Origin of the sequence: Sinorhizobium medicae (genome assembly GCF_007827695.1) — a bacterium.
GTDB lineage: Bacteria > Pseudomonadota > Alphaproteobacteria > Rhizobiales > Rhizobiaceae > Sinorhizobium > Sinorhizobium medicae.
Window position 1 is genome coordinate 228420 of record NZ_VITA01000001.1, and the last position, 22342, is coordinate 250761.

Here is a 22342-nt window from a genome sequence, read left to right on the forward strand (position 1 = left end):
AGGCTCAGTTAAGTCTCTCTGCCATGATCGAATCGCCTTCCAGCCAGAGTTGCACCGACTGCCCTCGCAGGTTCGGCGCCATGTCTTCGGCGGTCTTGTAGACGCCGTCGATCGCCAGCAGCTCCGCTTCGAGCCTGCGGCAGAAGATGCGCGCAGAGGCATTTCCCACCGAGCCGGCCAGCGCCCGCCCCCTGAGCGTCCCGTAGATGTGGACCGAACCTCCTGCGACGATTTCCGCGCCTGACGCCACCGAGCCGACCACCGTCACGTCGCCTTCCGGGAAGATGACCGATTGTCCCGACCGCACCGGCTCGCGAACAATGATCGAAGCCGTCGCCCGAACCGGCTGAACCTCTTCCGTGATGACCGGCGCGGCGGCTTTCCCCTTGCCGGCCTTCGGTGATTCCGCCGGATTTGCCTCAGGCACTTCGAAATCCGGCGCCGGCCGGCCGCCTTTCATAGCGGGCGGCATTCCCGGTTCGAAAAGCGAGGGACGCCCGCCTTCGATTCCCATGACCCTGACATTGCGTTGGCCGAGTTCTTCCAGCAGGCTTTTCAACTGCTTCCGGTCGATTTCGAGGTCCGCCACGTCCAGCACCACCGGGCGGCCCAGGAAGAAACCCGCCGAACGGGAAGCGAGGTCGTCAAGCCGGCCGAGCCACCAGTCGAGCGGCAGTTCCGGGGAGAGCACCAGCGCCAGGAAGGAGCGGCCCTTGATGCGGATCGAGCGAGCGTCTGTTAGCACTTTGGTCATCTTCGTTAATTTTTGGTTGCCAAGATGTAGGCGAGCCATGGTTAACAAATGGTTAACCGGGCCTCCTACTTTGCCTGGTCTTCGACCCGTTCCACACAGGATTGGCCCGTGCCGGCGACCAGTTCTAGGCAGCAATGCTGAATGGTGGAGCTTGCACAGGGCTGACGGCGCGGAGCATCAATGCTCGCGAAGGCAGCGCGTCCGTTCCGGGCCCCGAAGAGCCATTGCGAAACGGGAGAGGAACCGTTTGCCCCCTCCCTTTTCACGGCCTCGCTCGATAGAGGCCGTTGCGGAGCGGATCAGCCCCAAGCATGTCAATCCGGACGAACCGCCTTGACCTTGCCGAGAGCGCCTATGTCCAGAACCGAAAATTCCTCTTCTGCGTCCGGAAGGCCGATATCCCGACGCATCCGATTCGACAGGTGCGAGATCTGGTTTTGCGCTTGACGGCGCCTCCAAACGGCGGTCATCAAGGCGCGTGCGGTCTTCCACGCACCGAATTTCCGGTAGAGTTCATCGACTGTCCCCGCAAGGAGGTCGACAGCTATAGATTGTGTTTCACGCATGACTTTCCATCCCGGCGCATCGATGCAGCCGGGTCCTTTCGAAGAGCCAAAGACGTGCCGGGGCGGAGTCAGGAATGCGAACAATCGCTCCGGTGGCCGATCACGTCAGGTTAGGTTGGAAGCGCCAAAGGGCAGAATCCGGCTTTAAAGCCCGGATTAATCGCGATTCAAGCTCGATGCGGAGCGCATGGAGGCTACGAGAGCGGTTCCGCCGGAGAGGCGCACAAACACGAGAATAGGATTCACTTACGCCTCCTCTGATTTGAATTGCGGATTTGTCTATCCTGGCACGAGACCCGCCGATGGGCAAGTACGCAATTTCGAATTGCAAATGCAGACCGAGGTCCGTTGCAGGAAAGCAACAGTTTTTGGATCGGGGGGAGTGATCTCGTTAGCGGTGGCGCTATAGAGAAGCGCACCCCGCCGTGACCGCCCGCGCGGCATCGAATACTCGATAGTTCATCCCTTTCAAGAGCTATGTACTTGCTTGGCGAGACTCATGTTACGCTATCGGCTCATCTCCGGTTGAACGTTGAGCGGCTGCTTCCCCATTTGCTACCGCCACAACGGCCGGAGATGATCGTCAGCAGCGGAGGAAATAGCATGAACCGAAACGTGATCATTGGCATCATCGTCCTCGCGATCATCATTCTCGCGGTCATATTCTTCATGCCAGGGACGGCTGAAACGCCCCCGGCGACGGAAACCCCGCCCGCGACCGAGCCCGCCCCCACGGAACCGGCCCCGGCACCGACCACGCCTGCACCCTCTCAGTAAAAGCCGGCCGATCGCACGCCCCGTTCAGAGACGGGGCGTGCGATCGGGTTCATATTCAGAACGCGACCGGCGTCTGCTGTCTGGAGCGCTCAGTGTTCGATTTCCTGGACCGGTTCAACGAGCTGAGGGCCTAGATGGAGGTATCGCGTCGCCTTGCGCTTGGCGGTTATGTCCGCCCAGACGCGTTCGACCTGTGCCGAACTGAGACCGGCGGCGCGTCCGACCTCGTCGGCGCCGAAGCCGCTGTTGAGGCCAAAGAGGCAGAGGTCCATACGATCATAGGGCAGGGAGAAATAGAACTCCTCCTGCGTCTGCTCAAGCGAGTAGGTGTCTGTGGTCGGCGGGCGGCGCCGGATTTCCTCGGGAATGCCTAGATGGGCGGCGAGCGCGTAAACCTGTGACTTGTAGAGATGAGCGATCGGTTTGACGTCGGCCGCGCCGTCGCCATTCTTGACGAAAAAGCCCTGATCGTATTCGAGCCTGTTCGGCGTGCCGAGCACGGCAAAGTTAAGCCGGTCGGCGTGGAAATATTCGATCTGCTTGCGGGTGCGCTGCTTCATGTTGGTCGCGGCGACGATGCCAAGATAGACGGAAGGGGGCATGCGCAACTTCGTCTGCTGCCCGTCGGGATCCTGCACGACGAGCGAGGAAATATTGTAGCCATCGCCTTCGAGCGCGTTGGCGATGACGATCTTCGATGCCCAACCCTGCCCGTATTCGGGAACGAGTTCGCGAATAAAGGCGTCACGCCGCTGATAGCAGCCCATGGCGTCGAGCGTCGGTCCGATATCCTCGACCACCGCCTCGACACCGAAGGTCTCGGCAATGAGACGTCCGAGGCGCAGGCTTTCCGGATCGGAATCGTTTTCCGGCATGAAGAGACAGAAGACGTTCTTCGCTCCGACGGCCCGCACGGCGAGTGCGACGGAGACGCTCGAATCGATACCGCCTGAAAGGCCGAGCACGAGGCCGCGCTTGCGCAGGCTGCGCAGTTGGGCACGCAGACCGGCGACAATGCGGTCCGTCTCGGCAGCTTCGTCGATCTTCAAAGGGTCGGCCGAGAAGGCAAGCCTGTTCTGATCCGGACGGATATTCATTCTGCTGGCTCCAATGTTTCGGCCGCGAGGCGGCGGCTGACTTTTCCGGTATCGGTCTTCGGCAGTTCAGCCCGGAACTCGACGATTTTCGGCACCATGAAATCCTCGAGATGGCGGGCGCAGTGGCGGATAATCTCCCTCTCGGTCACAGACGGGTCCGACAGCACGACGAGCGCGCCGATCGCAGCACCGAGCACCGGATCCGGCACGCCGATGACCACGGCTTCGGCTACGCCCGGATGAGCGTGCAGCACGGTCTCGACCTCCTTGGGAGCCACCTTTTCGCCGCGGGTCTTGATGATGTCGTCCTTGCGGCCGACGAAGTAGAGGAAGCCCTCCTCGTCGGTGCGGAAGAGATCGCCGGTATAAAGCACCCTTTCCCACGGATCAGGACCGGAGCGCAGCATGCGCTCGGTCGCGGCAGCGTTGCGCCAATAGCCCTGCATCACATGCGGGCCGCGGATAACCAGTTCACCAGGCACACCGGGCGGTAGCCGGTTTCCCTCGTCATCGACCACGAAGGCTTCCGTGTTCGGTATCGCGATCCCCACGGAACCCGGCCGGCGATCCAGCTCCTCCGGCGGCAGATAGGTGCAGCGCTTGCACTCCGTCAGGCCGTACATGGAATAGAGCCGGGCGCCGGGAAAAAGCTCCCTCAGGCGCGCAATATGGGCCGGCGGGAGAGCTGCCGCGGTGTTGGAGAGATAGCGAAGGCTTGGCAGGAAGCCGGGCTCGAGATCGCGCATCTGAAGGATCATCGCCGCCATGGTCGGCACGAGTGGGAAGCCGGTGACACCCTCGGCCCGAATCCGGTCGAAAATCGCCTGCGGGAAGGCGAATGATTTTTCGAGCACGAGCGTCGCGCCGAGCCGGACCGCCATCAGCAACTGGTAAAGACCATAGTCGAAAGCGAGCGGCAGTACGTTCAGAATGATGTCTTCAGGCGTGTTGCGGAGATAGGTAGTGATCGATTCTGAGGCAGCGTCGATGTTGCGATGCGTCATCATCACGCCCTTGGGACGTCCCGTCGACCCCGAGGTATAAATCAGCATGCCGAGATCGATGTCGATACCCCCGTGCGAAACAGCGGCGGGTACGGCTGTCAGGCATTCCTCGAAGGAAGCGGCACCGTCGGGCATGCGCCCGCCTGGCGCCGCGGCCGAGGCAATGAAAGGCCGATAACCGGGAGCAAGCGCAAGCGCCTCGGTAACGACCGGCATCAGTTTCGCCTGCGTCAGGATTGCCGCCGCCTCGCAATCCGCGATTACGTAGGCAAGCTTGTCTGCTTTGGTCGAAGCGTTGATCGGACTGAAGGTGGCTCCGGCCTTGAGGATCGCGAAGATTGCGACCGCCGCCTCCCAGCAATTATCCATGAACGCCAGAACGCGATCGTTCCGCTTCACGCCGTTTGCGGCAAGAGCAGCCGCGAGACGCGTTGAAAGATCGTCCAGTTCGGCATAGCTGAGCCGCCGGCGATCGGTGACCAGCGCCGTTTTTGCCCCGTTCGCCGCGGCGTTCCTGATGAGGAATTGCTCGAACCGCATAATGGTGAGGCCCCTGCAGCTTTCCGTTTAAGCCGAAACCGGCACGGCGCCCTTGGCTTCGATGAAAGCCGAAATCCGCGCGAGCGAGTCAAGATTTTGCGGGACGATATCGGCGTCGGCCATCGCGATACCGAAATCGTCTTCGATGAAGGCCACCAGCTCGAGAACGCCGGTCGAATCGATGATGTCGTTCTCGATGAGCGATGCGTCGTCGGCGAGTTCATATGCGGTATCGCCGAAGAGAAAGTTCTCGATGACGAATGTCCTGACCTTGTCCTTGATCGTTTGAGTCATTCCACTAACCCCTTTTTTTCAGTGTTTTTACGCAGCTTCAGCCTTGCGGAGGCTGTTGCCGGTGAATGTCTGCAGCCAGAGTTGCGTCGAGAGGACGCCGACGAAGGCCGCATTGTCGCGGAACCCCGAGGCCGGCCGCGACTGGCATTTCTCGTAGAGCTTCGTGACCGCCTTGGCGTTGAAGAGCCCGCCGGCGGCGATCGCTTCCTCACCCATAGCCGAACGCACATAGTCGAGTTCGCCCGCTCCGCTGAAGGAGTGACTGTCCGGGGCGCGATAGGGCTGCTTCGTCCGTTTGCCGATCGCCGGCGGCAGCAGGTCTTTGGTCGCCTCGCGCAGAATATGCTTCTCGACCAGCCCCTTGAGCTTCATCTCGGGCGGCAGTTTCGCGGCGAACTCGACAAGTCGATGGTCGAGGAACGGGAAACGGCCCTCGATGCCATGCGCCATCGCCATGCGATCGCCCTGACTCGAGAGAATGTATCCGGGCAGCAGGAAACGGCTTTCGAGATATTGGGCCTGGTGCAACGGATGCCAGCGGCCGAAAGCCGTGGGAAGCCGGCCGACGAGTTCTTCGGCCGCATCGTAGCCCTTGAGCTCGGCGCGCAGATCTGCGGAGAAGAACATCTTGGTTGCCGCCGTGCCCTTGAAGCGCGGCCGATGCGAAAAGAGCGGGTCGTCGAGAGCAACGTCCCCCGCACCGAAAAACGCAGCAACGTACTCTGCCGATTGCTGCTGGAGGCCGGGCAAATAGGGATAGAGCTTGCGGAAGAGATGCGGCCTGACGCGCGAACCGGGCTGCCGGCCGCAGAAACGGCGCACGCGCGCTTCCTTGAAAATGTCGTAGCCGGCGAATACCTCGTCGGCGCCCTCTCCCGTCAGCACCACTTTCAGACCCGTCTCGCGGACCAGGTCCGACAATTTGTAGAGCGGCGCGGGGGCGGTGCGGATGATCGGCTTCTCCGTGAAACGGACGACATCGGGAAAGTCCCTGGCGATGTCCCCGGCGCGGCATGCCACAGCGCGGTGTTCGGTTCCGAGTGCCGCTGCCATCGCCTCCTGAAACGCGCTTTCGTCATGTTCCGCAGTGTCGAAAGTGACGGAGAAGGTGCGCAGGCCCTGGGACGTCATCCCGGCCGCCAGCGCCGAGATGATGGACGAATCGAGCCCTCCGGAAAGATAGGCGCCGACCGGCACGTCGGCCCGCATGCGGATCCGAGTCGCCTCCGTCAGGAGTGCGCGCAATTCCTCCGCCGCTTGGTTTTCGTTCGTATAGGCGGAGCGCTGGTCCCGGTCCGGATAATCGAGCTGCCAATAGGGCCTTGTGGTGATGCCGCTCTGATGGGCGACCATCAGATGGCCGGGCTCAAGCTCGTGGATGCCACGAAAGGGCGTACGCGGCGCAATCGGCGCCCAGAGTGTGAATATCTGATCAAGCGCGATCGGGTCGATCTCTGCCGAGAGGCCCGGAATCTCGAGAAGCGCCTTGACCTCGGATGCGAAATAGAAAGTGCCGCCCTTCATCGTGTGGAAGAGAGGGCGCACCCCCATGCGGTCGCGCGCGAGCACCATCCTGTGCCGGCGTGCATCCCAGATCGCAAAGGCGAAGTCGCCGTTCAGGAGGGAGAGACATTCTTCGCCCATCTCTTTATAAAGATGGAGGATGACCTCCGTGTCGCTCGACGTGCGAAGACGGCGGCCCTTTGCGCGCAGCTCGTCACGCAGTTCAACATAATTGAAGATCTCACCATTGAAGGCGACCGTCAGCTCGCCACTCGAATCGGACATCGGCTGCTGGCCGTCGCCAAGGCCAACGATGGACAGCCTGACATGGCCGAGGCCCGCGCCCGGGGTCGTAAAGATTCCATGCTCGTCCGGCCCGCGATGGCCAATCGCGGCGGTCATCCTTTCGAGAAGGGGCTTACCGTCCCGTATTGAACCAAGATAACCGCCGAAGCCGCACATGCCTAATCGCTCCCAAGCCCGCAATGATCCTGCAACTATAGACTGATCATCGGCGTGAATAGTTAACCGCCGGCGATTTTTGCAATAATGGTAAATTGTTTTGCCGTCGCCAAAAATATCTATGCGCAGGAATGTTGCGCAATATTGGCCTTTACTTTGATTTAAATTTGCTCTTATTTTAATAAAATTGTTCTCGTAAAGGGTTCGTTCAGTAACAACAACTCCACGCGTCAAACTCGCTCTCGCTCCGGACAGGCCCAACGGCGCGGGACCGCATAGTTTTCGTTTTGTTAAGAAAGAACGTCCAATCTTCATGTTCGAGCTGCAACGTCTTCGGAGCGCATGATGAGCTACGACTGGACCGGCGAACGGGCGCGTCGGATGAAGATGGTGAGATTTGCCATCGCCATTGCCTTCGCCCTTGGGCTGATCGCCAGCGCGGCATCCTGGACCCTGCAAACGCTTTAGATAGCTATGCTTGGCGGGCTCTGCCTAAAATCGCGATCTATTCCGGGCGAACCACGGCTGCCGCTACACCTTTTCTAACTCGAATTGAGTAAGCGCTAAACCTTGACGCGAGCGCGCGTCAGGAGTGAAATCCGGCTTGAGGCGTATGCCTTGAGGCCGTCCGCCGGATACTACTGAGGAGGCGGCCTCACCAGTTTCGAGGGGCGATAGGTGGACCCCGCCGCATAACCGATCAGCAGCAGCGCGGGTTCACCTATTGGCGGCGCGCTGCGGTCGGCGCCGGTTCGACGCCATACTGAAACGAATATTCTTCACGATTGTTACAAGGGCGCGGGAACCAAAGCAGTTCCTCGCGTGTTCATTGCGCAGCCGCTTGGAGGGTCGAATGCAGCGAAAATTTATGCCGACGGACGTATTCCTGCGCCTGGAGAAGGAATGGCAGCACATGCGTCATGCAAAGCACAATCTCGAGATCGAGGCCGTTCCCGCGAATGATCAGCACCCTGACGGCATCAATGAGCTGGAGCCAGCCTCGGCTCCCCGGAGCGCGCATCGGAGATAGAGCGGGATGAGGATAGGTGCGCACGGTCTTCCGCCCGCATCACCCTTCTCCGGTTCGACCGGGATGAGGCAAATGACCGGTAGCTTTATCGATACGAACGTGCTGATCTATCTTTTTTCTTCGGACGCGACCAAGGCCGACCTGGTTGATGAACTCATCGCCGCGGTGGAACGATCAGCGTTCAGGTGCTGAACGAAATCGCAAACGTCGCGCGCTAAAAGATCCTGTTGCCGTGGAACTGTCGACCTATGGCGCCATGACGCGGCGGCCGCCCTCCACAGCGGCTGCGAGACGCTCTGATCGGAGGACGGCCTGCTGATGGACGGAAGATTGAGGATCGTGAACCGGGTCCGTTGATGAGCCGCGTGCATCCTGCAGGCGTGGAAGAGTCGCGCCGCAAGAGGTATCATCCGGCAAGCTTCAGAATTTCGAAACTGAAGGGAGCGGGCGATGACCATCACGCGGCGCGCAGTCGTTCGGGGGCTGGGAATCGGCATGTCTATGCCGTTCATGGCGCGGCCGGCGATGAGCCAGGCCGCCGGTCTCATGGCGCGATCCATACCGAAGACCGGAGAAGCGTTGCCGCTGGTGGGCCTCGGCACCTGGATCACCTTCAACGTCGGAGACGACTCCGTCCTGATGGACGAATGCGCCGCCGTGATCGCTGCCTTCTTCGAGGGTGGCGGCCGGATGATCGATTGCTCGCCGATGTATGGATCCTCCCAGCCGACCATCGGTCACGGCCTCGCCAGGATCGGTTATCCGGAACGCCTCTTTTCAGCGGAGAAGGTCTGGATATCGGACACAAGCGGTGGCGCCGCTCAGATCGAGGCTTCGCGCGAACACTGGGGCGTAGCGCGCTTCGATCTCATGCAGGTTCATAATCTTGTCTCCTGGGACGAGCATCTGCCCGCGCTCTTCAGCATGAAGGCGTCGGGCCGGCTGCGCTATGTCGGCATCACGACCTCGGAGGGGCGCAGACACCGCGAGATCGAGCAGGTCATGGCCAGCGAGCCAATCGATTTCGTGCAGATCACCTACAATATTCTCGATCGCGCGGTAGAGGAGCGTATCCTGCCCCTCGCACAGGAGAAGCGCGTTGCCGTGATCGTCAACCGGCCGTTCCGGCAGGGCGATCTGATCCGCCGGTTCGAAGATGCGCCGTTGCCGGATTGGGTCGCGGAGACGGGGGCCCGCAGTTGGGCGCAATTTCTACTGAAGTTTATTATTTCCCATCCGGCAGTGACCTGCGCTATCCCGGCCACTACTCGCGTCGATCATGTAAGGGAAAATCTGGAGGCCGCGAGAGGAATTCTGCCGGACGAAAAACTGCGCAAGCGCATGACCGCCTATGTGGAGGCGCTATAAGCATGATCCCTTCGCGGCGTGAGAAGGGCTTGGGATGATGGCCGAATGGGCAACCTATACGCTCGCCGATTTCCTGATGTTTTCTCCGCGTGTCTATTTCCGTCTCGTCGAACGCTATAATCAGGGACTCTGGCCGTTTCAGCTTGTTTTCATCGCAGGCGCACTCGCCGTCCTGTTCGCCACCGCCACCGACGGCCGGCGCGCTCGCGCCGCGGCCATGGCCACGCTCTCTGTGGCTTGGTTCTTCTGCGCATGGCAGTTTCTGTGGCTGCGCTACTCCACGATAAATTGGGCAATGTCTTATGGGACGGCAGCCTTCATGCTGCAGTCCGGTTTGCTTCTTCTCGCGATCCTATGGACGGATCGCGCAGCATTGCCCGCAAACAGCCTGCGACGTCGCGGCGGCATCGGCCTGATGGTCTTCGGTTTGCTCGCTTATCCTTTCCTGCCGCTGATTGCGGGCCGCGCACCCGCCTCGGCCGAAAGCTTCGGGACGATGCCGGATCCGACCGCTGCGGTGACGCTCGGCGCCCTTGTGGCGTTCCTCTCCCAGAAGCTCTGGCTGCTTCTACCGATTCCGCTCCTCTGGTGTGCCTTCAGCGCACTCACTCTTCTGGCCATGGAGGATTTCGGCGCCTGGGCGCCTTTCGTGGTGATCCTGACGACTTTTGCCCTGCTCCTCGTCCGGCGCTGATGCGAACTCACTCCTTCACTGCTCCCGTCATCGACGAAACGTAATAGTCGACGAAGAAGGAATAGAGGATGACCACGGGCAGCGAGCCGAACAGTGCGCCCGCCATCAGCGCGCCCCATTCGAAAACGTCGCCGCGCACCAGCTCCGTCAGCACGCCGACCGGTACGGTCTTGTTTTCCGACGACTGGATGAATGTCAGCGCGTAGATGAACTCGTTCCACGAAAGCGTGAAGGCGAAGATGCCCGCCGATATCAGTCCCGGAACGGCGAGCGGCAGGATGATCTTGACCAGGATCTGCCAGCGCGTCGCGCCGTCCACCAGCGCGCTTTCCTCAAGTTCGAAGGGAATGGAGCGGAAGTATCCCATCAGCAGCCAGGTGCAGAACGGTATCAGGAACGTCGGATAGGTGAAGATCAGCGCCAGCTTGGAATCGTAAATGCCGAATTTGAAGACGATGAAGGCGAGTGGAATGAAGAGGATCGACGGCGGCACCAGATAGGCGAGAAAGATCATCAGCCCGACGGGACGCGCGCCGGTGAAGCGCACCCGCTCGATCGCATAGGCCGCGAAAACCGACGCGGCAAGCGACAGGATCGTCGAACCTACGGCCACCAGCATCGTGTTCCAGAGCCAGCCCGGATAGGAGGTCTCGAAGAGCAGATACTTGATGTGGTCGAGTGTCGGGCTGACCACCCAGAAGGGGCTGTAATTGTTGTAGTCGGTCAATTGCGAGTTCGGCTTCACCGCCGTGATTGCCATCCAGTAGAACGGAAACAGCAATACGAAGACGAAGACCGCTATCGGCAGGTAAAGCACGACGATCCTCCGCGGCAGGCGGTTCAGATAGCTCATGCCTTCGGCGGTGTCGGTGAGGGGCTCGTCCTCGGTTCGTGTGGTCGCGTTCATATTGTCCTCCCGCTCAATCCTGGCCGCCCTGCTGCCATTTGCGGCGTTGCAGACCGAAGAAGCTGAACATGATGGCGGCGAGCAGGAAGGGGATCATGGCGACGGCGATCGCCGCCCCCTCGCCGAGCTGCCCGCCCGGAATGCCGCGCTGAAACGACAGCGTCGCCATCAGATGGGTCGCATTGACCGGCCCGCCCTTGGTCAGCACATAGATCAGCTGAAAATCGGTAAAGGTGAAGAGCACGGAAAACGTCATGACGACGGCGATGATCGGTGTCAGCATCGGCAGGGTGACATAGCGGAAACGCTGCCAGCTGGTGGCGCCGTCGAGCGAAGCTGCCTCCTGCAGCGAGGCCGGGATCGTCTGCAGACCTGCCAAAAGCGAGATCGCCACAAAGGGAATGCCGCGCCAGACATTGGCTGCGATGACGGAAGCACGCGCGTTGTTCGGGTCGCCCAGGAAATTGATAGGCCCGTCGATGATGCCTAGCTGCATCAGCGACCAGGAGATGATGGAAAACTGCGAATCGTAGATCCACCAGAAAGCAAGCGCCGAGAGCACCGTCGGCACCACCCACGGCAGGAGCACGATCGCACGGAAGAAGGACTTGAAGGGCAGATTTTCATTCAGCAGCAGGGCCAGCCAAAGCCCGAGCACGAATTTCAGGATCGACGCCACGAAGGTGTAGAGCAGCGTGTTGTAAACCGAGAGCCAGAAGACTGAGTCCTCTGCGAGAAACGTGTAATTCTCGATCCCGATAAAGACCCCGTCGCGGCCGATGCGCGTGTCCGTGAATCCGAGCCAGACGCCCAGCCCGAGCGGATAGGTCAGGAAGCAGATCAGGAAGACGGCTGCCGGCAGCATGAAAAGGAAGCCGAGCACATTGTTGTTTTGCATCAGCGAAGCCGTGGTGGATGGTTTTCCGGACGGCGTTATGGACATCGGGCTTCTCCGGCTGGAGGGACTGCTGGTTGCGCGATTTCAGAGACCGCCGGCAGCGCTCGCTGCCGGCGTCGAGAGGCGGCCCTTAGGCCGCCAGGGATCAGACCCGATAGTAGCGGTTCGCCCGCCGTTCGGCCTCGACGATCGCATCCTCCGGCGTTGCCTGGCCGGTAACAGCACTTGCGAACATGTCTACCAGTACGTAGTCAGCCATGACGCCCGCCGAGGCATAGCCGAGTGGACCGGCATAGCCGTTCGGCCGCAGCGTCTCCGAGGCCCGCGCATAGGGCGCGTGAATCGGGTCCGAGGTCCAGACCGGGTTATCGGCGAACGCTTTCAACGGCTGGCAGCAATAGGCGCTTGACCCCTCGATCCAGGCGTTCATCTGGTCGGCTTCCATCATGAACTTCAGATATGCCTTGGCAGCTTCCGGATACTTGCTGTGCTTGAAGAGCAGGATCGAACTCGTCTGATGCAGTTCGACGCTCTGGCCGACCGGACCGATCGGGAAGTTGGTCGTGCGGATGTCAGCCGCAAGTTCGGCAAGCGCGGGGTCCTTCTTGGCCGCATAGTAGAGCGAGACGCCGTTTGCCGTAAGCGATACCTGCCCGGCGAGAAAGGCACGATTGTTGTTGATGTCGAGCCAGCTCTCCGTGCCCGGAATGAACGTCTCATACAGCGATTTGGCATAGTTGACCGCCGCGAGCGTCTCCGGGCTGTTGATCATGACCTTGCCGCTCTCGTCGACCATCTTGCCGCCATGACTCCACAACAGCCAATGAGCGTAGTTGTTGCCGTCGCCGACGGCCTTTCCATGCGGGAAACCGGCGGGAGTTCCCTTTGCCTTGAGAGCCTTGCAGAGCTCGAGGAAGCCGGCCGTGTCTTTCGGGAACTCGCTGAACCCGGCCGCCTTCATGTGGCTTTCGCGGTAGCAGACGGCGTTACCGATCGCGGCCAACGGCATGGCGATGAACTGCCCCTCGCGGCTGGCATAGCCCTTCAGGCCGTCGTACCATCCGCCATATTTATTGCCGAGATAATCAGCGAGCTCCGTCACGTCGACGAGCTTGTCGGGATATTGATGCGCGTCGTCGAACCAGCACATCACCATGTCCGGACCGGAGCCGACATTTGCGGCGACCGCCGCCTTCGGCCTGATATCCTCCCAGCTTTCCTTGTCGATGCGGACCTCGACGCCCGTCGTCTCAGTGAATTTCTTGGTATTGGCGATCCAGGCGTCCTCGTCGCCCTTGACGAAAGGCGTCCATCTGAGAAGCCTGAGGCTCGCGCCCTCCTCCGGCTTGTAGCTCGGCTCGGCCTGCGCGAAGGACGGGCGGATGCCCAGACCCGCAACGCCGGCGAGTGCGGCGGAGGTTGCGAGAAAATCACGTCTCTTTATCGGCATGCTACTCCTCCTCGAAAAGCGGGAGCTTCTTGATCCGGCATTCACCGTCCCGCTTGGCGAATGCGGCTTTCAGGTCGGCAGCCAGGGCGTCAGTCGACCAGCCGCCGCCCAGTTGCGGCGTCGAACAGATGCACATGCGCCGCATCGATCGCGAGGTGGATGGTTTCCCCGGGCTTGGCGATCACTCTCTCGCGGAATACACAGGTCACATCATGTCCGCCGAGCCTTGCGATCAGCTGCGTCTCGTAACCCGTCGGCTCGATAACGGCGATTTCGGCCGGCAGCCCATTCGGATCGAGGGACATATATTCCGGCCTCAAGCCGTATACGAGATCGCGGCCATGTGCGCTTGCCGCAGCTCGCGCCACCGGCAGGGCGGTTCCGTCCGCGGTGAGGAAGGCACGCGGATTATCCGGATCGAGGCGGCCCTTGATCATGTTCATCGCAGGCGATCCTATAAAGCCGGCAACGAAGAGATTGGCGGGATTGTCGTAGAGATCCAGCGGGGCGCCGATCTGCTCGACGATACCGTCATGCATGACAACAATCTTGTCAGCCATGGTCATTGCTTCGATCTGGTCGTGCGTCACGTAGACGGTCGTGGTCTTCAGCCGCTGATGCAATTCCTTGATTTCAGCACGCATGGCGACGCGCAGCTTCGCATCGAGGTTGGATAGCGGTTCGTCGAATAGGAATACCTGCGGATCACGCACGATCGCCCGCCCCATGGCGACCCGCTGGCGCTGGCCGCCGGAGAGCTGGCGCGGATAACGGTCGAGCAGCTTCGACAGGCCGAGGATTTCGGCGGCAACCCCGACGCGCTTTTCGATTTCCGATTTCGGCCTCGAAGCCAGCATCAAGGAGAAAGCCATATTGTCGGCGACCGTCATATGCGGATAGAGCGCATAGTTCTGGAACACCATGGCGATGTCGCGGTCCTTCGGCGGCAGCCGGTTGACGACCCGGTCGCCGATGCGGATCTCGCCCGCGGTGATGTTTTCGAGACCCGCCAGCATCCGGAGCAAAGTGGATTTGCCGCAACCGGAAGGCCCAACGAGAATGACGAACTCGCCATCCTCGATCTCGATGTTCACGCCCTTGATGACGGGAAAAGCACCGAAGGACTTCCGGACATCGACAAAATCCACGCCTGCCATTTTCGTTCCTCCCAGAACCGGTCTCTGCGCTTGCGCAGTCCCATTTTATGTTTGTGCGGTTGCGCCCGGCCGAAAACCTCTTTTTATCCGCGGCCGACCAGCGGCATCTTGGTTGCCATTACCGTCATCGTGAGAACATTGGCCGAGAGCGGCAGGCTCGCCATGTAGACGACTGCATCGGCAATGTGCCCGATCGGAATCGTCGGCTCCGCTGCGACTTCGCCATTGGCCTGCAGCACGCCGGTGCTCATTCTTGCGGTCATGTCGGTGGCGGCATTGCCTATGTCGATCTGGCCGCAGGCGACGTCGTGCATCCGGCCATCGAGCGCCGTCGACTTGGTGAGGCCGGTAATGGCGTGTTTGGTCGCGGTATAGGGCGCCGAGTTGGGCCGGGGCGTCTGCGCAGAGATCGAGCCGTTGTTGATGATCCGTCCTCCGCGCGGGGTTTGCGTCTTCATCAGCCGAAAGGCGTGTTGGGTGCAGAGAAAGGCCCCCGTCAGGTTCGCGGCGACGATGCCGTTCCACTGTTTGAAGGTCACCTCTTCGAGAGGCACGGGGGGTACGTTCGAGCCGGCATTGTTGACGAGCAGGTCCAGCCGGCCGAATTCCGTCCGGACGGCTGCGAAGAGGTCCGCGACCTGATCCGGATTGCCGACATCGCAGACGATCGCGCGGACGGTACCGCCGGTTCGCCCCGCGATTTCGGCGGCCGCGGCATCGAGCACATCCGGGCGGCGGCCGGTGACGACGATGCTGTAGCCCTCGGCGCTCAAGGCCTCGGCAATGCCGCGGCCGACACCGGTGCCGCCGCCCGTGACCAGTGCGATCTTGCCGTCACCCGAGCCATTCGCCTGCGCCATCTCAGATTCTCCCTCCGAGTTCGTCTTCGATATGGATGCGGATGATCTCGTCGAAATTGCTCTCTGCCGTGAAGCCGAGCTCGCGCGCACGGCGGGCATCGAAATCGGTCGCCCAGCCGGAGACGATTTCCCGTATGACCGGATCCGGCTCGCGCCGGATGAGGCTCACCGCCTTCTGGCCCGCGATACGGCCAAGCGCTTCGATTTCTTCGCCGACCAGTGCCGAGAGGCCCGGCATGGTGAGGTTGCGCCGCGGCCCGATGATACTTGTATCCATTCGCGCGGCATGAATAAAGAAACCCACCGCCGAGCGCGGGCTCGCGAACCAATGGCGGACGTTTTCCTCCACCGGCAGGACAGCCTCCTGGCCGGAGAGCGGCTCTCGCAAGATATTGGAAAAGAAGCCGGATGCGGCCTTGTTCGGTTTTCCGGGCCGAATGCAGATGGTCGGCAGCCGAATACCGATGCCGTCGAAGAAACCCCGCCGGGTGTAATCTGCGAGCAGCAGCTCGCAGATCGCCTTCTGCGTTCCATAGCTGGTCAACGGCGTCGTGAAGAACGCATCGTCGATCTTTTCCGGGAACGGCTGGCCAAAGACGGCGATCGAGGAGGCGAAGAGGACGCGCGGCACATAGCGCTCGCGCTGCCCCTCACGGCGGATCGCCTCGAAGAGCGCGCGCGTGCCGTCGAGATTGACCCTATAACCCTTGTCGAAGTCCGCCTCCGCCTCTCCGGAAACGATAGCGGCAAGGTGGAAGATAACGTCAGGCCTCGATGAGACCAGCCGCTCGGCGCTGCCCTCGTCGGAGAGGTCGACAGAAAGCGGCGTCGAAATCGTTGAAAACACCGGCGGCGCGGGCGGCTCCACCACATCCACCAGCGTCAGTCTCGCAATCTCGCGGCCAAGGGAAACGGGCTCCTCGGCTAACCTTTCGACCAGCTTCCGACCGATCATGCCAGCTGCACCTATGACCATTACATGCATCTGCGGCTAACCTCCCCCTGTTGAGTCACTCCGATCAGCCCTGACCTGCCGGTGCTTTTTGCTTCGGTTTCCCGCCGGAAGCCTCCTCGTTGGCAAGGAGGGTCTTCGTCGTTTCGTAAATGCGGATCAGATGATGGTGAAAGGCGGCGACGACGGCCGCCCGGTCGCGCCGCCGCAAAGCGGCGACGATGTCGCTGTGGTCCTTGTAGCTGGCGTCGATGGCGCCCGGCCGTGACATGGCGCTGCGCCGGTGGTCCATCATATAGGTGTAAAGGTCTGTGACAAAATCGGAGAGCAGCGGATTGCCGCAAGCCCGGTAAATCGCCACATGGAACTCTCTGTCGCATATAAGAAAGCGCATTGCGTCGTCGCTGCAGAGCTTCTGCGCATCGAGAAGGGCGCCCAGCTTTCCCAGCGTTTCCTCATCTATATTTTCGGCCGCATCGCCGACCACTTTCAACTCTATATGGAGCCTTGCGGCGTGGACATCCTCGATATCATAACTATCGATTGCGCTCGGCGAGGCGATCGTCACGGTGAGATGGCTGAGATCGATATTGCCGACACGCGTCCGGCTCCCTTGCGACACCTCGACGACACCGCGCGCCGCCAGCGTCTGGATCGCGCCGCGAACCGTCTCGCGGCTCACATGGAGCACATTCGCAAGCTCGCGCTCACCGGGTAAAACGTCACCAGGCCTCAGCATGTTGGTCGCGACCAGCACCATCAGCTTGTCGGCGATAAGCTCACGCGCGGTTCGGCGCTCGAGGCTCCGCCCGACCTTCGGCATTTGCGTGAGGATTGGACTTCCGATCACTGCCGCCTCCACTGACCCACTGGTTGGTCCACCAGATCAGTATCACGAATAGACTGCGTATCGGAAGCCGCGGTCAAGTGACGTTCGTTGCGGCAGCGCACCAAAAATGCAAGCTCGCGTTGTGCGGCGCCGTGAGATCGGACTCGCTCGACTAGCCCCTTTCTTGTTACGGGGAGAGGGGTTAGACCTTGTTAAACCCGATGAGGGGGCTGCCGTTCGAGAAAGACGCTCGGAGGCAGATTATCCATGATCATGTCCCTCATGATCGTCGAGCGACGGCAGGTCGAGCTTGAATGTGCTGGCGAGATCCAGCACCTGCTGAGGGCTAAGATAGCGCGGATTAAGATTGCGCAGGAGCAGGTAGAGCTTTGCCGTCTCCTCCAGTTCCTCCGTGGCGAAGACCGCCGCCTCGAGGCTGTCTCCGGCGACGACGGGGCCGTGATTGGCGAGCAGTACGGAGGAGTATTTCCCCGCAAGCCCGCGGATTGCATCGGCGACGGCCGGGTCACCCGGGCGGTAATAGGGCACGAGTGCCGTCTCGCCGGCCCGCATGAGGTAATAGGGTGTCATCGGCGGGAGCGCGGCACGCGGATCGATCTCGGGCAGCATCGTCAGCGCGACCGCGTGCGTCGAATGGAGGTGCACGATCGCGCGGGCGCTGCCACGCGACTCATAGAGGGCGGAATGGAGCGGGATCTCCTTCGTCGGCTTGTCACCCGAGACGAGCCGGCCGCCGGCGTCCAGCCGCGAAATGCGCCCGGGGTCGAGGAAGCCGAGTGACGCATTGGTGGGCGTCACCAGCCAGCCGCCGTCATCGAGTCGCATCGATATGTTGCCGGAAGAGCCGGGCGTCAGGCCCCTTTCGAAGAGGGAGCGGCCGTAGCGGCAGATTTCCTCGCGAAGACGTGTATCGGACATTGGAGGCCCTTTCGTTCAGGCTGTTGCACCTTCGATCAGTTCAAATCCGAGATCGGCGACCTGGGGCGGTGCTTCGTTGATGACCAACTCGGCCGCGAGCTTTCCGGTGGCGACGCGCGGCGTGCGGATACTCGCCAGAGGCTGAGGTATAGCTTGGCCGATATCCAGTCCGTTATGGCCGAAAAGCGCGAGGTCGGCGGGAACGGCAATGCCGTTGGACAGACAGTGGAAGTATCCCCCGAGAGCCATGTCGTCGTTCGAGAAATAGACCGCATCGAGCCCCGGAGCCCTTTCGAGTAGCTGCTTTAGTCCCGCGCGCCCACTCTCGACCGACGAAGCACCCGCGCGGATTTCACGGCCGGCGAGGCGCGATCCGGCAAGGTTGAGAGCTTCGCAGAAGCCCGTAAAGCGTTTGCCGGCGCGTGTGTCGAGATCGAGATCGTGGCCGACATAGCCGAGCCGGCGGTAGCCACGCCGCAACAGAAACTCGGCGCTTGCGCGCCCCGCTTGCCGGTTCGAGAAACCGACGGCCAGATCCGCGGCCGTTCCATCGGTGTCGAGCAGTTCCACGACCCTGCAGCCGCTTGCCCGCAGTATTTTGAGCGTGCCTTCGGTATGTTCGAAACCGGCAAGCATCACCGCGGTCGGGCGCCAGGCGAGCATGGCGGAGACGAGCGTTTCCTCCCGCTCCGAATCGTAGTCGGTAACCGAGAACACCGCCTGATAGTGATTCTCCTCCAGGACGCCGCCCGCGCCGCGCAGCACGTCGGGGAACACGATGTTGGTGAGAGACGGAATGACGAAGGCAACGAGGCGCGACCCGGCCGATGCCAAGGTCCCGGCGATCCTGTTCGGCACATAGCCGAGCCGCTCGACCGCATCGAGAACGCGCTCGCGCGCTTTCGGCGAGAAGGATCCATGATTGCGGAGAACGCGAGACACCGTGCTCTCCCCCACGCCGGCAGCGGCAGCCACCTCGGCGAGCGTCACAGTCGTCCGTTGCTTGAAGTCGATCACCACGTTCGCAGGCTCCACAGTCAAAAGAGCGTCGAAGCTCCGGAAGACCAGCACACTTCATAGGCGGAGATTTTTGGCAGCGCTACCATTTTAGTTGGCAGCGCTGCCAAAACGCTTTAGAAGGAGCCCGCATCGGATGGAGGAATCGAAAATGGCATCGAAGATCGCAGTGCTCGGCCTCGGCTCGATGGGTTTCGGCATGGCGCGCTCGATGACGCGCGCAGGTCTCGACGTTTCGGGCTACGACGTCGCACCGGCGGCAGTGGAGCGTTTCGTCGCGGAAGGTGGCCACGGCGCGGGCTCCCCTGGCGAAGCGGTGAAGGGCGCCGACATCGTTGTTTCTGTCGTCGTCAGCGGCGCGCAGACCGAAGCCGTTCTGTTCGGTCCGGATGGCGTCGCTGGCGCAATGAAGCCTGGTGCCGTCCTTGTATCCTCTGCGACCATGGATCCGTCGATTGCGCGCGACCTCGCGAAGCGGATCGAATCGCTCGGGCTTCATTACCTCGACGCACCGATATCGGGCGGCGCGGCAAAGGCTGCTACGGGCGAACTGACGATCATGGCCTCGGGCCCTCCGCAAGCCTTCGCCGCCGCCCGCCCGGCCCTCGATTGCATGGCCGCGAAGGTCTATGAACTTGGCGAGGCCGCCGGGATCGGCGCCGCCTTCAAGATGATCAACCAGCTTCTCGCCGGCGTGCACATCGCGGCCGCCTGCGAAGCGATCGCCTTTGCGGCCAAACAGGGCCTCGACCTCGACAAGGTCTATGAGGTGATCACCGCATCGGCCGGCAATTCCTGGATGTTTCAGAACCGCATCCCGCATGTGTTGGCCGGAGACTATACGCCACTGAGCGCCGTCGAGATTTTCGTGAAGGATCTCGGCATCGTTCAGGACATGGCGCGCGCCGAACGCTATCCGGTGCCGCTCGTAGCCGCCGCTCTGCAGATGTATCTTGCCGCCTCGGGAGCGGGAATGGGACGCGACGACGATTCCACCCTGGCGCGGCTCTACGCACAACTCTCCGGAGCCCAGTTGCCGGGCAAGGATAAGCCATAAGGACGCCGCGAATGCCTGTTTTTGCCGCAAATCTCACAATGATGTTCAACGAGTGGACATTTCTCGACCGCTTCGACGCCGCCGCGGAAGCCGGATTCACTGCCGTCGAGTACCTCTTCCCTTACGAGGTACCGCCGGAGGCGATCGCCGAGAGGCTTATCCGTAACAGGCTGGAGCAGGCGCTGTTCAATCTGCCTCCCGGCGACTGGGTGGCGGGCGAACGCGGGATCGCAGCCTTGCCCGGACGCTTCGACGAATTGAAATCAGGCGTGGACAAGGCCCTCTACTACGCGGCCGCGACCGGCGCCAAACGGCTGCACCTGATGGCGGGCCTTTCCGATCCGTCGGATCCCGAAGCCGCATCCTGCTACCGCCGCTCCGTCGCCTACACCGCCGGACGCCTGGCGGAAAAGAGCATCGATCTGCTGATCGAACCAATCAACGGTCGCAACATGCCGGGCTATTTTCTCGACGATTTCGGTAAGGCCGAGCGGCTCATCGCCGAACTCGCGCTTCCGAACGTCCGGCTCCAGTTCGATGTCTATCACCGGCAGATCATGCACGGCGACGTCGCAATGGCACTCCGACGCCTGCTGCCGGTCACCGGTCATATCCAGATCGCGAGCGTGCCCTCGCGGCACGAGCCTGATGGCGAGGAGCTGAACTATTCGTACCTGTTCGGGGAAATCGACCGGCTCGGCTATGACGGATATGTCGGCTGCGAATATAACCCGCGCGGCTCCACGCTGGACGGCCTTGCCTGGTTCACCCCCTTTCGACGGAGCTGACCGATGACAATCCTGCTCGGCTCGATCGCCGATGACTATACGGGCGCTTCGGACCTCGCCAATACGCTCACGAAGAATGGGCTTCGCACCGTGCAGACGGTCGGCATTCCGGATCCCTCGCTTGCGCTTCCGGATGTCGATGCCGTGGTGATTTCTCTTAAGATCCGCTCGGTCGCAGCGGAGGAGGCCGTTGCCGCCGCGCTCAAGGCCGAAAGCTGGCTGCGTGGTCGGGGCGCCATCCATGTGCTCTACAAAATCTGCTCCACCTTCGATTCGACGGATCTCGGCAATATCGGACCGGTGACCGAAGCGCTTCTGAGCGTCTCGTCCGGCGACATCGCCCTTGTTACGCCGGCCTTTCCGGAAACGGGCCGGACCGTCTATCTCGGCCATCTTTTCGTCAACGGCCAGCCGCTTGACGAAAGCCCGCTGAAAGACCATCCCCTCAACCCGATGGGTGACGCCAATCTGGTACGCGTGCTCGCGCGCCAATCGCGTAACAGGAGTGGCCTCGTCGATCTGCCGGCGGTGGCGGCCGGAACCGATGCGGTGAAGGCGCGGCTCGGCGCCTTGCGCGGCGAAGGCGTCGCTGCAGCGATCGCGGACGCGGTCTTCGAACGCGATCTCGAAACGCTTGGTCGCGTCGCGCTGGAAATGCCCGTCTCCACCGGAGCATCGGGCATCGGTCTCGGTCTTGCACGCGCGCTTGTAAGCTCCGGCCGGGCATCGGCGAATACAGGGGCGAACGACGCGATCCGTCCCCCGGTCGGCGGCCTCGCGGCGGTCCTTGCCGGCAGTTGTTCGGTGGCAACGCTGAAGCAGCTCGAAGCGGCCGAACGCCATATGCCGGTGCTGAGGCTCGATACGGAAAAACTCCTGGCCGGACAGGACGAAATTTCCGCCGCCATCGCCTGGGCCGGAGAGCGGATTGCCGATGGCCCCGTTGCCATCGCCGCCAGCGCCGCGCCGGACGTCGTTTCGCGTCTGCAGGCCCGCTACGGGCGCGAAGCATCCGGGCACGCGATCGAAACGGCCACCGCAGCGATCGCCGGCGAGCTCGTCGAGCGCGGCGTGAGACGCCTCGTCGTCGCAGGCGGAGAAACCTCCGGCGCCACCGTCGACAGGCTCGCCATTCCAGCCTTCCTGATCGGCCCGGAGATCGCCCCCGGTGTTCCTCTGTTGAGGACGATCGGCTCTGCCGGAAACGACATGTTGCTGGCGCTGAAATCCGGCAATTTCGGCGGCGAGGATTTCTTCGCCACGGCGCTCTCGATGATGCGGTAAAGCGCCTCAGTCTATGGCTGAATCAGGGAAACGGTCCGAAAAAGAAAAAGGCGGGCGGTCCCCCTCGTATCCGCCGCCCGCCCCGCTGCATGCCCCCTCAGATCGGAACCGATGC

Annotated in this window: 23 protein-coding genes; 8 read left to right on the plus strand and 15 right to left on the minus strand. The window is 61.7% G+C overall.

Features of this window, described 5'->3' with window-relative positions; genetic code table 11:
• Nucleotides 1-4 precede the first annotated feature (4 nt).
• Together minC and FB009_RS01285 are read right to left on the minus strand one after the other, a co-directional pair.
• Nucleotides 5-754, minus strand: coding sequence for a septum site-determining protein MinC (minC, locus tag FB009_RS01280; RefSeq protein ID WP_024311178.1), 750 nt, complete (start codon nt 752-754; stop codon nt 5-7).
• Between the two features lie 314 nt (nt 755-1068).
• Complete coding sequence (locus FB009_RS01285; protein ID WP_012061278.1) at nt 1069-1320, minus strand: hypothetical protein; 252 nt, start codon at nt 1318-1320, stop codon at nt 1069-1071.
• Nucleotides 1321-1923: 603 nt separating this feature from the next.
• Between FB009_RS01285 and FB009_RS32610 the strand changes: the two genes are divergently transcribed.
• A complete protein-coding gene (locus tag FB009_RS32610; protein ID WP_018011582.1) occupies nt 1924-2097 on the plus strand; it encodes a hypothetical protein in 174 nt (57 codons plus the stop codon).
• Between the two features lie 89 nt (nt 2098-2186).
• Here FB009_RS32610 and nadE read toward each other — a convergent pair whose 3' ends face one another.
• The 4 genes from nadE to asnB are packed head-to-tail and all read right to left on the minus strand — an operon-like array spanning nt 2187 to nt 6997.
• A complete protein-coding gene (nadE, locus tag FB009_RS01295) occupies nt 2187-3194 on the minus strand; it encodes an NAD(+) synthase (protein WP_012061276.1) in 1008 nt (335 codons plus the stop codon).
• Nucleotides 3191-4738 (minus strand): class I adenylate-forming enzyme family protein, encoded by a 1548-nt coding sequence (locus tag FB009_RS01300; RefSeq protein WP_012061275.1) that lies wholly within the window; start codon nt 4736-4738, stop codon nt 3191-3193. The genes nadE and FB009_RS01300 overlap by 4 nt, the downstream gene beginning before the upstream one ends.
• Before the next feature lie 27 nt (nt 4739-4765).
• Entirely contained in the window at nt 4766-5032 is a 267-nt protein-coding gene (locus FB009_RS01305) for an acyl carrier protein (protein ID WP_012061274.1), read from the minus strand.
• A 27-nt stretch (nt 5033-5059) separates the two neighbouring features.
• Complete coding sequence (gene asnB / locus FB009_RS01310) at nt 5060-6997, minus strand: asparagine synthase (glutamine-hydrolyzing) (protein WP_101804881.1); 1938 nt, start codon at nt 6995-6997, stop codon at nt 5060-5062.
• 345 nt (nt 6998-7342) lie between these two features.
• Here asnB and FB009_RS33635 point away from each other — a divergent pair, with 345 nt between their 5' ends.
• The 4 genes from FB009_RS33635 (at nt 7343) to FB009_RS01330 (ending at nt 10089) form a co-directional block, all read left to right on the plus strand.
• On the plus strand, nt 7343-7465 hold the full coding sequence (locus FB009_RS33635) for a hypothetical protein (RefSeq protein ID WP_018011586.1): 123 nt from the start codon (nt 7343-7345) through the stop codon (nt 7463-7465).
• Nucleotides 7466-7850: 385 nt separating this feature from the next.
• Nucleotides 7851-8027: a hypothetical protein gene (locus FB009_RS32615; RefSeq protein WP_018011587.1), complete on the plus strand. Its 177-nt coding sequence runs from the start codon at nt 7851-7853 to the stop codon at nt 8025-8027.
• Between the two features lie 450 nt (nt 8028-8477).
• Entirely contained in the window at nt 8478-9395 is a 918-nt protein-coding gene (locus FB009_RS01325) for an aldo/keto reductase (protein ID WP_012061271.1), read from the plus strand.
• Nucleotides 9396-9432: 37 nt separating this feature from the next.
• Nucleotides 9433-10089, plus strand: coding sequence for a DUF6064 family protein (locus FB009_RS01330; protein WP_024311177.1), 657 nt, complete (start codon nt 9433-9435; stop codon nt 10087-10089).
• Between the two features lie 7 nt (nt 10090-10096).
• On the opposite strand, the gene FB009_RS01335 is transcribed toward FB009_RS01330, so the two are convergent.
• The 9 genes from FB009_RS01335 to FB009_RS01375 all read right to left on the minus strand — a co-directional run bounded on the left by FB009_RS01335 (nt 10097) and on the right by FB009_RS01375 (nt 19101).
• A complete protein-coding gene (locus FB009_RS01335; protein ID WP_127580707.1) occupies nt 10097-10996 on the minus strand; it encodes a carbohydrate ABC transporter permease in 900 nt (299 codons plus the stop codon).
• Nucleotides 10997-11009: 13 nt separating this feature from the next.
• On the minus strand, nt 11010-11939 hold the full coding sequence (locus FB009_RS01340) for a carbohydrate ABC transporter permease (RefSeq protein ID WP_012061268.1): 930 nt from the start codon (nt 11937-11939) through the stop codon (nt 11010-11012).
• A gap of 100 nt (nt 11940-12039) precedes the next feature.
• Nucleotides 12040-13344 (minus strand): ABC transporter substrate-binding protein, encoded by a 1305-nt coding sequence (locus FB009_RS01345; RefSeq protein ID WP_012061267.1) that lies wholly within the window; start codon nt 13342-13344, stop codon nt 12040-12042.
• 89 nt (nt 13345-13433) lie between these two features.
• On the minus strand, nt 13434-14501 hold the full coding sequence (locus FB009_RS01350) for an ABC transporter ATP-binding protein (RefSeq protein WP_012061266.1): 1068 nt from the start codon (nt 14499-14501) through the stop codon (nt 13434-13436).
• Between the two features lie 83 nt (nt 14502-14584).
• The gene (locus tag FB009_RS01355) at nt 14585-15361 is read right to left on the minus strand and encodes an SDR family oxidoreductase (RefSeq protein WP_012061265.1); all 777 of its coding nucleotides are present in this window, start codon (nt 15359-15361) and stop codon (nt 14585-14587) included.
• A gap of 1 nt (nt 15362) precedes the next feature.
• A complete protein-coding gene (gene denD / locus FB009_RS01360) occupies nt 15363-16346 on the minus strand; it encodes a D-erythronate dehydrogenase (RefSeq protein ID WP_012061264.1) in 984 nt (327 codons plus the stop codon).
• Between the two features lie 34 nt (nt 16347-16380).
• Entirely contained in the window at nt 16381-17163 is a 783-nt protein-coding gene (locus tag FB009_RS01365; protein ID WP_018209960.1) for a FadR/GntR family transcriptional regulator, read from the minus strand.
• A gap of 240 nt (nt 17164-17403) precedes the next feature.
• On the minus strand, nt 17404-18081 hold the full coding sequence (gene otnC, locus FB009_RS01370) for a 3-oxo-tetronate 4-phosphate decarboxylase (protein ID WP_012061262.1): 678 nt from the start codon (nt 18079-18081) through the stop codon (nt 17404-17406).
• Between the two features lie 15 nt (nt 18082-18096).
• The gene (locus FB009_RS01375; RefSeq protein ID WP_012061261.1) at nt 18097-19101 is read right to left on the minus strand and encodes a LacI family DNA-binding transcriptional regulator; all 1005 of its coding nucleotides are present in this window, start codon (nt 19099-19101) and stop codon (nt 18097-18099) included.
• A 133-nt stretch (nt 19102-19234) separates the two neighbouring features.
• Here FB009_RS01375 and ltnD point away from each other — a divergent pair, with 133 nt between their 5' ends.
• Genes ltnD through otnK form a run of 3 tightly spaced genes read left to right on the plus strand, consistent with a single transcriptional unit; the run spans nt 19235 to nt 22227 of the window.
• On the plus strand, nt 19235-20155 hold the full coding sequence (gene ltnD / locus FB009_RS01380) for an L-threonate dehydrogenase (protein WP_012061260.1): 921 nt from the start codon (nt 19235-19237) through the stop codon (nt 20153-20155).
• A gap of 11 nt (nt 20156-20166) precedes the next feature.
• Nucleotides 20167-20943, plus strand: coding sequence for a 2-oxo-tetronate isomerase (gene otnI, locus FB009_RS01385; RefSeq protein WP_018209962.1), 777 nt, complete (start codon nt 20167-20169; stop codon nt 20941-20943).
• Between the two features lie 3 nt (nt 20944-20946).
• Nucleotides 20947-22227, plus strand: coding sequence for a 3-oxo-tetronate kinase (otnK, locus tag FB009_RS01390; RefSeq protein ID WP_018209963.1), 1281 nt, complete (start codon nt 20947-20949; stop codon nt 22225-22227).
• Nucleotides 22228-22342: the final 115 nt, after the last annotated feature.